The sequence below is a fragment of the Gluconobacter sp. P1C6_b genome (assembly GCF_018811945.1).
GTDB lineage: Bacteria > Pseudomonadota > Alphaproteobacteria > Acetobacterales > Acetobacteraceae > Gluconobacter.
In genome coordinates this window covers 97794-110299 of sequence record NZ_JACRVU010000008.1, presented here as the reverse complement: position 1 = coordinate 110299, position 12506 = coordinate 97794, and the positions used below count along the sequence as shown (strand labels likewise).

At 61.5% G+C, this 12506-nt stretch carries 14 protein-coding genes; 2 read left to right on the top strand and 12 right to left on the bottom strand.

The features are described from left to right. Nucleotides 1–34: 34 nt before the first annotated feature. From rseP to rpoZ, 12 genes are all read right to left on the bottom strand, one after another. Nucleotides 35–1135: an RIP metalloprotease RseP gene (gene rseP / locus KP701_RS07950; RefSeq protein ID WP_215746674.1), complete on the bottom strand. Its 1101-nt coding sequence runs from the start codon at nucleotides 1133–1135 to the stop codon at nucleotides 35–37. Then, entirely contained in the window at nucleotides 1128–2354 is a 1227-nt protein-coding gene (dxr, locus tag KP701_RS07945; RefSeq protein WP_215746672.1) for a 1-deoxy-D-xylulose-5-phosphate reductoisomerase, read from the bottom strand. Before dxr ends, rseP begins: the two co-directional genes overlap by 8 nt. Next, nucleotides 2347–3195: a phosphatidate cytidylyltransferase gene (locus KP701_RS07940; protein WP_215746671.1), complete on the bottom strand. Its 849-nt coding sequence runs from the start codon at nucleotides 3193–3195 to the stop codon at nucleotides 2347–2349. The genes dxr and KP701_RS07940 overlap by 8 nt, the downstream gene beginning before the upstream one ends. Further along, entirely contained in the window at nucleotides 3192–3899 is a 708-nt protein-coding gene (gene uppS / locus KP701_RS07935) for a polyprenyl diphosphate synthase (RefSeq protein WP_215746669.1), read from the bottom strand. Before uppS ends, KP701_RS07940 begins: the two co-directional genes overlap by 4 nt. 68 nt (nucleotides 3900–3967) lie before the next feature. Continuing rightward, nucleotides 3968–4534: a ribosome recycling factor gene (frr, locus tag KP701_RS07930; protein ID WP_215746668.1), complete on the bottom strand. Its 567-nt coding sequence runs from the start codon at nucleotides 4532–4534 to the stop codon at nucleotides 3968–3970. 68 nt (nucleotides 4535–4602) lie between these two features. Continuing rightward, nucleotides 4603–5343, bottom strand: coding sequence for a UMP kinase (gene pyrH, locus KP701_RS07925; RefSeq protein WP_371818917.1), 741 nt, complete (start codon nucleotides 5341–5343; stop codon nucleotides 4603–4605). A gap of 111 nt (nucleotides 5344–5454) precedes the next feature. Further along, nucleotides 5455–6342, bottom strand: a complete 888-nt coding sequence (era, locus tag KP701_RS07920; RefSeq protein ID WP_215746666.1) for a GTPase Era — start codon at nucleotides 6340–6342, stop codon at nucleotides 5455–5457. Nucleotides 6343–6367: 25 nt separating this feature from the next. Next, entirely contained in the window at nucleotides 6368–7102 is a 735-nt protein-coding gene (gene rnc, locus KP701_RS07915) for a ribonuclease III (RefSeq protein ID WP_215746665.1), read from the bottom strand. Continuing rightward, complete coding sequence (gene lepB, locus KP701_RS07910; RefSeq protein WP_215746663.1) at nucleotides 7099–7893, bottom strand: signal peptidase I; 795 nt, start codon at nucleotides 7891–7893, stop codon at nucleotides 7099–7101. Before lepB ends, rnc begins: the two co-directional genes overlap by 4 nt. 30 nt (nucleotides 7894–7923) lie before the next feature. Beyond that, entirely contained in the window at nucleotides 7924–8397 is a 474-nt protein-coding gene (gene acpS, locus KP701_RS07905; protein WP_215746661.1) for a holo-ACP synthase, read from the bottom strand. A 4-nt stretch (nucleotides 8398–8401) separates the two neighbouring features. Continuing rightward, the gene (locus tag KP701_RS07900; protein WP_215746659.1) at nucleotides 8402–10699 is read right to left on the bottom strand and encodes a bifunctional (p)ppGpp synthetase/guanosine-3',5'-bis(diphosphate) 3'-pyrophosphohydrolase; all 2298 of its coding nucleotides are present in this window, start codon (nucleotides 10697–10699) and stop codon (nucleotides 8402–8404) included. Between the two features lie 36 nt (nucleotides 10700–10735). Beyond that, entirely contained in the window at nucleotides 10736–11131 is a 396-nt protein-coding gene (gene rpoZ / locus KP701_RS07895) for a DNA-directed RNA polymerase subunit omega (protein ID WP_024716831.1), read from the bottom strand. Between the two features lie 199 nt (nucleotides 11132–11330). Between rpoZ and KP701_RS07890 the strand changes: the two genes are divergently transcribed. Both KP701_RS07890 and KP701_RS07885 read left to right on the top strand, forming a co-directional pair. Then, nucleotides 11331–11939 carry an NYN domain-containing protein gene (locus KP701_RS07890; protein ID WP_062456370.1) on the top strand — a complete coding sequence of 203 codons (609 nt, stop codon included), beginning with the start codon at nucleotides 11331–11333 and terminating at the stop codon, nucleotides 11937–11939. Further along, on the top strand, nucleotides 11936–12499 hold the full coding sequence (locus tag KP701_RS07885) for a hypothetical protein (RefSeq protein WP_215746657.1): 564 nt from the start codon (nucleotides 11936–11938) through the stop codon (nucleotides 12497–12499). The genes KP701_RS07890 and KP701_RS07885 overlap by 4 nt, the downstream gene beginning before the upstream one ends. The last annotated feature ends 7 nt before the right edge of the window (nucleotides 12500–12506 follow it).

The window sequence follows — 12506 nt, the reverse complement described above, 5'->3', positions numbered from 1 at the left end:
GTGTTCAACTGTATCACAAGTCTTTTCAGAATATTTAGCTTACTGCGTGAAAGAGCCAGTGGAACAGTCCGATGTTGGTCAGATCGTTGACCGTTGAAAAGAGGAAAAGAGCGCCGATCAGAGCCATTCCGACCTGCATGCTCACCTCCTGCACCCTGCGTGAAACCGGGCGGCCGCGGATCGCCTCGCAGACATAGAACACGAGACGCCCCCCATCGAGCACCGGAATTGGGAAAAGATTGATCAGGCCAAGATTGATCGAAAGCAGCGCCATGAAGGAAATGATGCTGGCCAGACCGTAACTGGCGACCTGACCGGAGAGCTGCGCGATGCGAATCGTCCCCCCCAGTTCCTTCGCACTCCGCTGCCCGCTGAGGATCTGCCAGACGCCCTGAAGCGTCATGACCGATTTGTCCCAGGTTTCCTGCATCCCCATGATGAAGGCCGAAGGCAGGGAAACGGGACGTCCCCTCGAGATGGCGAACGCAACACCGAGGCTGCCCATGTCGTGGCCACCATTCTTCAGGGTGTCGAGCGTGACCGGAAGGCTGAGATCTTCCGTGCCACGATGGATGCCCAGAACCGTCTGCTGACCGGGATGGGACGCGACGGTCGCCATGACATCCTCGGCACCGAGAATATGCGTATTGCCGATCCGGGTAATCACATCACCGGGCTTTACACCCGCACGGTCTGCCGGACTTCCGGCCGTGACCTGCGAGATATCTCCGTGGATCTCGGGCTTGCCCACCACCGCGAACAGCACCGTGAAGGCCAGGATCGCGAAGATGAAATTGAAGACCGGCCCCATGAGAATGACGATGGCCCGGGAGCCTACGGGCTTGTCATGGAAAGTCCGGCCCGGAATCCAGGCGGCTTTCTGTTCGTCGGTTGCGTCTTCCGGACCTTCGAAACCATGCGGCTTGACGAACCCGCCCAGGGGAATGGCACTGATGCGCCACTCCGTGCCCGAACGATCGTACCAGCGATGCAGGGCAGGCCCGAAACCGATGGAAAAGGTATCGACCTTCACACCACGCCAGCGCGCCGCGAGATAATGCCCGAGTTCATGGATGAAAACCAGGATCCCCAGAATCAGGACATAGGCCAGAATGGTCCGCAGAAGATCATGCATTCAGGGCGTTCTCGCTCACATCGTTTCGCAGCCCCCCACTCTGCCGCAGGATATGGGCTTCGGCGAGGGCCCTGCCCCGCGCGTCCCACTGCAGCACGTCATCGAGGGTCCTGAGTTCCGGATTTTCATCCATGGCCTGCAGCGCAGCGTCGATTGTCTCGCCGATACCGAGGAAGCCGATGCGCCGGTTCAGAAACGCATCTACGGCAACTTCGTTCGCGGCGGAGAAAACGGCTGGCGCCGCACCACCAGCCCGGAGAACCTGACGGGCAAGACGCAGAGGGGCGAAGCGCACTTCATCCGGCGCTTCGAACTCCAGACGGCCATAAGCGGCAAGATCAAGACGTTCGCAGGGCGTCACCATGCGCTTCGGCCACGCGAGTGTGTGGGCAATGGGAATACGCATATCGGCCGAGCCCATCTGGGAGACGAGACTGCCGTCGCGGAATTGCACCAACCCGTGCACGACCGACTGCGGGTGGACCAGAACGTCAATCCGGTCTTCGGTCAGGCCGAAGAGACGGGCTGCCTCGATAACTTCCAGACCCTTGTTCGCCATGGACGCGGAATCGATCGTGATCTTCGCACCCATCGTCCAGGTTGGATGCTTCAGGGCCTTTTCGGGCGTGGCGGCACGCATCTCTTCGATCGAGGATTTGCGGAACGGACCGCCAGAAGCCGTCAGAATGATTTTCTCGACGCTCTCCATGTCACAGCCGCCAAGCGACTGGGCGATGGCGTTATGTTCCGAATCGACCGGCAGGAGCGTCGCACCGGCTTCGGCGACGGCGCGCAGCATGACGTCGCCGGCACAGACAAGCGCTTCCTTGTTCGCAAGCGCCACGGCATGACCGTTGCGGGCGGCAGCGAGCGTGGGTTCGAGGCCCGCGGCGCCCGTAATGGCTGCCATGGTCCAGTCGGCTTCCATGGCACCGGCCTCAATGACGGCCTGACGGCCAGCCGCAGTACGGATACCTGTCCCGGCGAGGCAGGATTTCAGCTCTTCGTGACGGCTTTCGTCATGAATGACGGCAACTTCGGCATTCAGGCGACGGGCCTGTTCGGCCAGCAGGGCGGCGTTGCATCCGCCAACAAGGGCCCGCACCTCGATCTCATCCGGAATCCGGGCGAGCAGGTCGACCGTTGAAGTTCCGATACTGCCGGTGCTGCCGAGCACCGTAATGCGGCGGCGTGTTGAGCGCGCAGAACCGTCAGTCATGAGAAGAGCTCCCCTGAAAAATGGGTGGGTGTGCAGAACCGCCAGTCAGATCTGCAGGCAGGATGGACCAGAAAGGCTGCGTGGCAACCGCGAGCGAAAGCAGCGCTGCGGCAGGTGCCGCCGCGAGAAGACCGTCGAAGCGGTCCAGAAGACCACCGTGGCCGGGAATAAGACGCCCTGAATCCTTGACGCCGAGACGACGCTTGGCGGCGCTCTCCAGAAGGTCTCCGCTCTGGGAAAACACACTCAGGACAGCGCCGCAGACCAGGCCGCCAAGCTGCGTACCCGGTACGGCCAGCCAGGCGACCAGACCACCGGCCAGCGCCGAACCAACAAGCCCCCCTATTGCGCCGGAGCGTGTCTTGCCCGGTGAAATTGAAGGAGCCAGCTTGGGGCCGCCGAAAACACGACCAGCCAAATAGGCGAAACTGTCGCTCGCGACCACGACGGAGATGACGAACAGAACGGATGCCATTCCGAGCGGCAGATGCCGCAGCCACAGGAGGGACAGGCCCCCGATGATGGCAACAACGACAGGCACGCTGGCCGGAAATCCGAAGATCAGGGTGGGCCAGATCATCCAGAAGGCTGCGCTCCACTCCCCTTTCAGGGCTGCCAGACCGGAGATGACGGGCCAAGCCAGCAGAAGGCAGCCGCGCCACGTCTTCAGGGGCTGGCGAATGAGGGTTTCACCCTCCCAGGCCAGACCGAGCATCGCCAGCAGAATCAGGGCGTCATAGACCGGCCCACCCTGCCAGATGCAGAACGCCGCAACCGGGATCAGGACCGCAGCGGACAGCAGGCGCAGGCGCAGGTCAGACCATCTGGAGGAGGCACTCATGCGGGGCGGCCACCAAACCTGCGCTGGCGGCTTGCAAAGCGCGAGAGGGCTTCGAGAAACTCGATTTCGCCAAAATCGGGCCAGAGCACATCCATGAAAACCAGCTCCGCATAGGCGCTCTGCCAGAGCAGGAAATTGGACAGACGACACTCGCCGCTGGTGCGAATGACCAGATCGGGATCGGGCATGTCGGAGGTCTGGAGCGCATCGTCGAGCATGGCTTCGCTGATGCTCTCGACCGAGATTTTGCCGGCGACGGCATCTTCAGCCAGACGGCGGGTAGCCTGCACGATATCCGCACGCCCCCCATAGGAGAGCGCGAGCGTGAGGGTCAGGGTCGTGTTGTGCAGTGTCAGGTCTTCGGCGCGGCGCAGTTCTTCACGCAGGGAACCCTCGAAGCGTTCGGGCTCACCGATGATCCGCAGGCGCACGCCCTGGGCATGCAGTTCATTGATCTTGTGACGCAGATAGAAGCGCAGCAGGGATGTCAGATCCCCCACCTCTTCTGCGGAGCGCCGCCAGTTTTCCGAGGAAAACGCATAGAGCGTCAGGTATCGTACGCCCTGCCGGATGGCCGTGCGAACGCATTGCTGTACGGATTCCGCACCCTGCCGGTGCCCTGCGGCCACAGGGAGTTTGCGCGCGCGGGCCCAGCGGCCATTCCCGTCCATGATCATGGCGATATGGACGGGAACGACGCTCACGCCGCCCCCGGATGAAGAAGAGACGACACGGTCGTGACGGGGAAGAGATCCTGCAGACAAATGCGCAATCAGACCTGTTTGATCTCGCGTTCTTTGTCCGCGAGGATATCGTCCACTTTCTTGATGTACTGGTCCGTCAGCTTCTGGATGGCGTCGGTCCAGGTCTTCATGTCGTCCTGGCTGATCTCGCTCTTCTTTTCCAGGGCCTTGGTCTGCTCCATGCCGTCACGACGCACGCCACGCACGGAAATCTTGCCGTTCTCGGCGTAACGGCTGGCAGCGCGGGCCAGTTCGTTGCGGCGCTCTTCGGTCAGGGCCGGAATGGGAACGCGGACCGTCTGACCGTCCGTGGATGGATTGAGGCCAAGGCCACTGTCCCGGATGGCACGCTCGACAGCGCCGACAACCGTGCGGTCCCAGACAGACACCGTCAGCATGCGGGCTTCGGGAACAGCGATGGACCCGACCTGCGACAGCGGAACTTCCGAGCCATAGGCTTCGACGCGCACCGGCTCCAGAAGGTTCGGACTGGCCCGGCCCGAACGCAGACCGGAAAGGTCCCGGCGCAGACTTTCGATCGCACCGTCCATACGGCGGGTCAGATCGGCGAGAAGGTCATTCAGGGCAGCGGACATGAGCTGTTCCTTTCAGTTCGACGTGGCTTTCAGGAGAGAGCCTGAAGATTTCGTTGAAAATGCGGAGATCAGTCCGCTTCGATGATCCTGGTGAAGAGCCCTTCCCCACGCATCACGGCCCCGAAGGAGCCGGGAGCATGCATGTTGAAGACCACGATGGGCAATCTGTTTTCACGCGCAAGGCTGATGGCCGCGGCATCCATGACGTTCAGGTCACGGGCCAGGACTTCGAGATAGGTCAGCTGGTCATAGCGCTGGGCGTCCGGGTTGCGGCGCGGGTCGGCGGAATAGACGCCGTCCACCTGCGTACCCTTGAAGAGCGCATCGCACTCCATCTCGTTGGCGCGGAGGGCGGCTGCCGTATCCGTCGTGAAGAACGGATTGCCGGTACCGGCTGCGAAAATAACGACGCGGCCCTTTTCCATGTGCCGCACGGCGCGGCGGCGGATATAGGGCTCGGCAATGGCGGCCATCTGGATCGCGGTCATGACGCGCGTTTCCATGCCGCGACGCTCGAGCGCGTTCTGCAGCATCAGCGCATTGATGACGGTGGCCAGCATACCGGCATAATCACCCTGTGCGCGGTCCATGCCCTTGGCTGCGGCAGCAAGGCCGCGGAAGATGTTGCCACCGCCGACGACAAGGCAGACTTCCACTCCGGAAGCCACCACGTCAGCGATGTCGGCGGCAACCATGTCCACCATTACGGGGTCCACCCCTGACGGTCCGTCGCCCATGAGTGCCTCACCGGACACCTTGAGCAGGACGCGTTTGTAGGAGGGGCTCTGTTCTCGATTTTCGGTCATCATGCCCGTCTCTGGCTGGATGTGTCTTGACGTGCGCCTGTCATACAGACGTGGCGGGATTGGAACAAGCGATGTCAGGATGCCGGATTTCAAACGCTCCGGCACCTGTCTTTTTCAGTCGTCCAGACCAATGGCGCGCAGCCGGGCCTTTTCCTCGTCCCATCCCGCACGTTCCTTGACGTTCAGAAAAAGATGGCACTTGCGGTCCAGAAGCTCCTGAAGCTCCATCCGCGCCCGTGCGCCGAGGGACTTGATCTTGTGACCACCCTCCCCGATCAGAATGGCCTTGTGCCCGGGACGGGAGACATAGATCGTCACCTCGATCCGGACCGATCCGTCCGGACGCTCCTTGAAGCTCTCGGTCTCGACGGTGGCCTGATACGGAATTTCCTCATGCGTCTGCATGAAGATCTGCTCACGGACCAGTTCGGCGGCGAGCAGACGGTCCGGCAGGTCCGTCAGGTCATCTTCGGGATAGAGGAAAGGACCTTCGGGCAGTTCGGCAGCCAGACGGGCCATCAGATCGCTCACGCCCTCGCCCGAACGGGCGCTCAGCATGAAGACATGCTCGACAGTGATGAGACCGCTGATTTCCTGCGTCAGGGGCAGGAGTTCACCGCGCTCGACGAGGTCCGTCTTGTTCAGAACGAGCCAGATGCGATTCTTGCTTTCGGCCAGCTTGGCGATGATCTCGCGAACATCCTCGCGCAGGCCGGATTTTGCATCCACCAGCAGCAGGGTCAGATCCGCATCCTGAGAGCCGGACCAGGCAGCGTTGACCATCGCCCGGTCAAGGCGGCGGCGCGGCTTGAAGATGCCGGGCAGGTCCACGAGGATGATCTGGGCATTGTCCTGCATGACGATGCCGAGCGTCCTGAAACGGGTCGTCTGGGCCTTGGGGCTGACGATGGACAGCTTGGCTCCGGCAATCCGGTTAAGCAGGGTGGATTTCCCCGCGTTCGGGGCGCCGACGAGAGCCACGAAACCGCAGCGCGTGGTCATGTTCTGATCCTTTGTTGATGACATCTCAGGACGCCACATTCTGACCGAGGTGTTTCAGCAGGGCGGTTGCCGCTGCGCTTTCTGCCAGCCTCTTGCTGCCGGCTTCTCCCGTTCCCGTATGCCCCATCGTCGTGACGCTGACGCGAAAGACCGGCGCATGTGACGGGCCGTCCGAAGACAGGAGTTCATAATGCGGAAGCGGCAGCCCCTGCGAGAGCATGTATTCCTGCAGCAGCGTCTTGGGCTCCTTGTGGGGCCGGTCGGCGCTTTCGATGCGGGACTGCCAGTACTGGCGCACAACACGGCGGGCCGGTTCCAGACCGCCATCGAGATACAGCGCACCAAGCAGGGCTTCCATCGCGTCCGCCCGGATGCTGGACAGCCGCCGGATACCGGCATCTTCCTCATGCGGGGAAATCTGGAGCGAGGCCGAGAGACCAACCTGATCGGCGATTTCAGCCAGCACGGTCCGTGATACCAGATGGGCATGACGGGGACCGAGGGCCCCTTCCTGCTCGTCTGGATAGCGCTCCAGCAGCCACTCGGCCATCAGCAGGCCGAGGACGCGATCACCGATGAACTCGAGACGCTCGTTCGATCCGCTGCCCTTGGGGCGCTGGTTACGGCGGGCACGACGGGGGTCGCGACCGGAAACGGCAGAACGGTGCGTCAGGGCCTCGCTCAGCAGTTCCGGCTTCTTGAAATCATGCCCCAGGGCGGCCTGCATCGAGGCCAGGGCTTCTGTGTGAGAAAGTTTCATGTGACGGAATGCAGAAAACGGTTCCAGCGGATCTCGGTCGGCCAGTACCAGAACTGCCAGGCAGGATGACGCATATCCATGGAGAACAGAACGATGGGCGCACGGCCGACAAGGTTCTGCATCGGAACGAAGCCGAGATCATCCGGCCCATCGCCCTGAAAGCGGCTGTCGGCACTGTCGTCACGGTCATCGCCCATGGCAAAGAAGGAGCCCTCAGGCACGACGTATTCCGGCGTGTCGTTGGCGAATCCCTCATCCGTCAGCTTGAGGATGTCATGCTCGACGGTAGGGCGTCCCGCACTTCCCGGGAGGCTTTCGCGGTAACGGTCGCCGCTGAGGAGACGGTTGTTCTCGTCCAGCACTTCGTAATGCCCGAGCGCCGTGCGGGGAACTTCGATACCATTGAGGATCAGTTTGCCGCCCGTGACCTGGATATGGTCGCCAGGCAGGCCGATGATGCGCTTGATATAGTCCACGGACGTATCACGCGTAAAACGGAAGACCGCGACATCACCGCGATGCGGCTCAGCCCCCAGAATTCGTCCGCTGAAGACATTTGGCGAGAACGGGAACGAGAAGCGCGAATAGCCGTAGCTGAACTTCGAGACCAGAACGAAATCGCCGATCTGCAGCGTCGGAATCATCGAGCCGGACGGGATGTTGAAAGGCTCCACCACGAGGGATCGTACGGCAAATACAGCCAGCAGCAGCACGCAGAAATAGCGGATGCTCTCGCCAAGCGTCTCTTCGCGGCGCGCGGGCTTGTCGCCGGCACTTTCTGAACCCTGCACGGGCCTGTTCTCCTTGGTCATGAGACGCTCTTAACGCAGCTTGGCGGCATTGGCGAGCGGTTCAATCCGGACGGATGCATGCGGAGCGGACTGCACACCCGCCAAGGGGACGGATTGTATGATGACCTGCGCAAGGGCAAAGGGCGGATCATCACTCATACTGACGAGCAACTGGGCGCCCTGCCCTGACGGGGTCAGGCGCTTCAGGGCCTCTTCCGCTCCACCTGAAAGCAGGAGTTCCGGCGCACCGCCCGGGCCATTGCAGACTCCGATATCCTGAAGCATGACCCCGTTCGCAAAGCCCGTTCCCAAAGCCTTGGCACAGGCTTCCTTGGCCGCCCAGCGCTTGGCGTAGCTGCCCATGCGTGCGGTACCCGTAAAGCGGTCGGCATAGGCGCGCTCGGCTTCGGTAAAAACACGATTCAGGAAACGATCCCCAAAGCGTTCGACACTTTTTTCAATGCGCGAAATCATGCACAGGTCCGTCCCCATGCCGAGGATCATAACGTCATCCCTTGGCCCGCTCGACCTGCATGACGCCCACCGCCGTGCGGAACGCCGCGATCATGGACGAGAGATGACGCAGATCCTTCACTTCAAGATCGACCAGGATTTCCATGAAATCGAGCTGCCGGTTGACGATCTTGAGGTTAATGACACTGCCATTGTGCTTGGCGGCCACGTTGGTGAGCGTTGCAAGAACCTCAGGTTCGTTGGCTGCGACAACGGACAGGCGGGCCGTATAGGGCTCGGCGCCCTGACGGCGGCCGAGAGCCTCGTAGTCCCAGTCCACTTCGAGAAAACGCTCGGGCGTATCGGCGAAGCTGGACAGGTTCTGGCAGCCACGACGGTGGATGGTGACGCCCTTACCCTGAGCGATGATCCCGACGATCGGATCACCCGGCAGGGGACGGCAGCAACCGGCAAAACTGATGGCGATACCAGAGCCGATTCCCTTGATCGTACTGCCTGAATGGGTCGTAGCAGCCTTGGACCCGGCATGTCCGGCGCCGAGCATGAGGGACTGCCCGAAACGGGGAGAAAGGCCGGGCACCATTCTCGGCGCACGGACGCTCTGACGCAGCTCCGGATAGGCCGTATTGACCACATCCTTGGGGCCAAGCTGACCATTTCCGACCGAGACGTACAGGTCTTCCACCGACGCCTGACGCAGTTCCTTGAGAATCCCGTCGAGGACTTTTTCGGACCCGTCCACGCCTTCCTGACGGAACGCCTTGGCAATGGCGGCACGGCCATTATCGAGATGGACCTGACGCTGCTGCTGCGCCACGAAGCGCCGGATGCGGGCACGGGCCTTGCCGGTTGCGACGAACCGCTCCCACGACGGCGATGGCGTACCGCCACGAGCCGTCATGATCTCGACCTGATCGCCATTCTGCAGTTCGTGCCGCAGAGGCATCAGACGGCCATTGACCTTAGCCCCTACGCAGGTGTCGCCAACCTGACTGTGTACCGCATAAGCGAAATCGACGGGCGTTGCGCCACGGGGCAGGGAAATCAGCTGCCCTTTGGGGGTGAAGCAGAAAACCTGGTCCTGATAGAGTTCAAGCTTGGTGTTTTCGAGGAACTCGTCGGGAGCCTGACTGTCCTCGAGGATTTCCAGCAGATCCTGAACCCAGCGCAGCTTGCGGGTCGGCGCGCCGAAGGCCGAAGACAGGGCCGCAGCTTCGCGCTCGCTCGGCGTTGCATGTTCCTTATAGGCCCAGTGCGACGCCACACCGTTTTCAGCCAGATCGTGCATTTCGGCGGTCCGGATCTGGACCTCGATCTTCTGGTTGCGCGGATGACGCAGCGTCACGCCGGTATGAAGGCTCTGGTATCCGTTGGCCTTGGGTGTGGAAATGTAATCCTTGAAGCGCCCGGCGATCATCGGATAAGCGCCGTGAATCGCGCCAAGCGCCATGTAGCAGGCGTCACGTGTGGGAACGAGCAGACGGAACGCCATGATGTCCGAAAGCTGCTCGAACGCCACATTCCGGCGCTGCATTTTTTCCCAGATCGAATAGGGCGATTTTTCACGCCCCGTCACTTCAACCTTGTCGATCCCGCTTTCGGCGCACAGGGCCATCAACTCCTGGCGGACCTGTTCGATAACATCCGCCCCCTGCCCGCGCAGAAAGTTCAGGCGGGCACGGATTGTCGCATCGGCTTCAGGCTCAAGCTGGGCGAAGGAAAGATTCTGAAGCTCTGTCTTGACCCGATCCATACCGATGCGCTCGGCCAGAGGCGCATAGATATCCATCGTCTCACGGGCAATACGCTGCCGGCGGTCGGTCCGCTGAACGTAATGCAGCGTGCGCATATTGTGCAGACGATCGGCCAGCTTGACGATCAGGACACGGATATCCCGCGACATGGCGAGAACGAGCTTGCGAAAGTTTTCCGCCTGCTTGGTACGATCAGACTGGAGCTCAAGGCGCGTGAGCTTCGTCACCCCATCGACAAGGGCTGCAACATCTTCGCCAAAACGGGCTTTAAGGGAGTCACAGGAAACACCCGTGTCCTCAACGGTATCGTGGAGCAGCCCCACCATGATCGAGGTTGCATCCATACGGAAACCGGCAAGGATGTTTGCAACTGCGATGGGATGAGTGATGTAAGCGTCACCATTGTCGCGGCGCTGCCCGTTATGGGCATTGGCGGCGACATCATAGGCGGCTTCGATCCGGGTCAGATCGACGGACGGATCGTAGCTTTCGATCCGTCGGAGCAGTCCGGCGATGGACGGCTTGAAGTCCCCGCTCGCTACGGGCGGGGGCGCAGTCGGGGAAGATGCATCAGGCATGAAGCATATCCCCCTTTCAGTAGACTTGGGCAGAAATCAGCGACGACCCCGGCCACCCAGCTCAGCTTCGATCGCGGCAGCCTCGTCAGCAGACATGTTCTCTGCCATGTGGGCGTGCTCTTCCTCGGTGGAGACATCCTGCAGACCGAAGATGTTCTGGTCGGTCGGAATGAGATCCAGCACTTCCTCATCAACGGGCTCCGGCTCAGGTGCACGGGCCAGGGAGCGGATGATGCCTTCGCGCAGAACCGGCAGGCTCACCTTGTCTTCGGCGATTTCGCGCAGGGCGACGACCGTGTTCTTGTCGTTTTCACGATCCAGACGGATTTCCTCACCGCGCGACAGACCGCGTGCACGCTGTGCAGCAAGCAGAACCAGTTCGAAACGGTTAGGAACCTTCTCGATGCAATCTTCGACGGTTACGCGCGCCATGCGACAGGCCCCCTTCGGGTAAGACAAGGAATAAAATAAGAGAGAATGCTGGCAATAACATGCGCTTCATGCGATTGCAATCCGCACCTGCCTCACCTCCGGAATTGAACCTGAGTGCATCCAAGCTCGTTCGCAGCTGGAAGGCAGTCTCTGCCCCTGTCGTACAGGGAAACATATTTTACATACCAGGATTACCCTTATGCTTCTGCGCCAGAACGAACGCACAGCCCTTTTCATCGACGGCGCCAGCCTCCATCACGCAGCCCGCAATCTGGGGTTTGAAGTCGACTTCCGCAGCCTGCGCAACCTATTTGAAAGCCAGTGCCTTTTCCAGCGTGCCTTCTATTACGCCGCAATGCCCGAAACGGACGACTACTCCCCCCTTCGCCCCCTGACCGACTGGCTGGCCTATAATGGCTATCATCTCGTGCTGAAAAATGCCCGGGAGTTTACGGATCATTCAGGAAGACGGCGTATCAAGGGAAACATGGATGTCGAACTGACAGTGGATCTTCTGGAACAGGCCGGCCGTCTCGATCATGCCGTGATCGTAAGCGGTGATTCCGACCTGCGGCGCGCCGTGGAAGCGGTACAGGCGCGCGGAGTCCGGGTCACGGTCATTTCCTCGATGCGCTCGACGCCTCCCATGATCGGGGACGACCTGCGCCGTCAGGCTGACCTGTTCGTGGAACTGGCCGACATTGCGCCTTCGTTCACGCGCCGTCAGGCGGAACCGCGCAATCCCCCCAGACAGGGACCTGTCCGTCATCCTGCCGACATCAACAGTGACGAGACCAGCGATTCATGACACCTCGGGCTTCTACCGGACCGACCGCCTCCCCGCCCCCGCCTCTTTCCGCTGCGGAAGGGGACCGGTCAGGGATTGGGCCACTTTCAGCCGAGATGCTGATCGTGTGCCTCGATCCGGAAGACGCCGTGGAGACTCTGGGCTCCTTTTTACGGGCCAACAATATCGTTTTCGATGCAGCGCCTGCATCGCCGGACGCGATCGTGGGGCGCATCACCACCGTGATGCAGCCTCTCTCTCCCCAGCCGCTGGCCCTTCCTTCCGAACTTGAGGAGTGCCGCGCCGCCCTGTGTACCGAACTGCAGAACATGCACAGGCTGAAGCTGGTCCTGACGCTCGGGATCAGCGCGCATATCGCAGTGCTCGGGGCATGCGGCATTCCACTTTCGCGGCTTGATTTCCGGCCCGGCGAAATCACCCATCTGCCGGACGGACTGCTTCTGGCGGACGGATGTCACTTCCCGACCCGCCCCATCCCGGCCGACATGCTGACGCAGCGCCGCTCGGCCCTGACGGAACTCTCTCCGAAAATCCGCGCGGCCCTGCGACCGGCAGCGTGAGCAGCCT

What these genes read in the sequence shown, in the direction of transcription:
- acpS (WP_215746661.1), bottom strand. Translation starts at nt 8,397, where the DNA reads ATGATCCTCGGCATGGGGACGGACCTGTGCATGATTTCGCGCATTGAA.
- KP701_RS07890 (WP_062456370.1), top strand. Translation starts at nt 11,331, where the DNA reads ATGCTTCTGCGCCAGAACGAACGCACAGCCCTTTTCATCGACGGCGCC.
- era (WP_215746666.1), bottom strand. Translation starts at nt 6,342, where the DNA reads ATGACCACGCGCTGCGGTTTCGTGGCTCTCGTCGGCGCCCCGAACGCG.
- rnc (WP_215746665.1), bottom strand. Translation starts at nt 7,102, where the DNA reads ATGAAACTTTCTCACACAGAAGCCCTGGCCTCGATGCAGGCCGCCCTG.
- dxr (WP_215746672.1), bottom strand. Translation starts at nt 2,354, where the DNA reads ATGACTGACGGTTCTGCGCGCTCAACACGCCGCCGCATTACGGTGCTC.
- rpoZ (WP_024716831.1), bottom strand. Translation starts at nt 11,131, where the DNA reads ATGGCGCGCGTAACCGTCGAAGATTGCATCGAGAAGGTTCCTAACCGT.
- pyrH (WP_371818917.1), bottom strand. Translation starts at nt 5,343, where the DNA reads ATGATGACCGAAAATCGAGAACAGAGCCCCTCCTACAAACGCGTCCTG.
- KP701_RS07900 (WP_215746659.1), bottom strand. Translation starts at nt 10,699, where the DNA reads ATGCCTGATGCATCTTCCCCGACTGCGCCCCCGCCCGTAGCGAGCGGG.
- rseP (WP_215746674.1), bottom strand. Translation starts at nt 1,135, where the DNA reads ATGCATGATCTTCTGCGGACCATTCTGGCCTATGTCCTGATTCTGGGG.
- KP701_RS07940 (WP_215746671.1), bottom strand. Translation starts at nt 3,195, where the DNA reads ATGAGTGCCTCCTCCAGATGGTCTGACCTGCGCCTGCGCCTGCTGTCC.
- frr (WP_215746668.1), bottom strand. Translation starts at nt 4,534, where the DNA reads ATGTCCGCTGCCCTGAATGACCTTCTCGCCGATCTGACCCGCCGTATG.
- KP701_RS07885 (WP_215746657.1), top strand. Translation starts at nt 11,936, where the DNA reads ATGACACCTCGGGCTTCTACCGGACCGACCGCCTCCCCGCCCCCGCCT.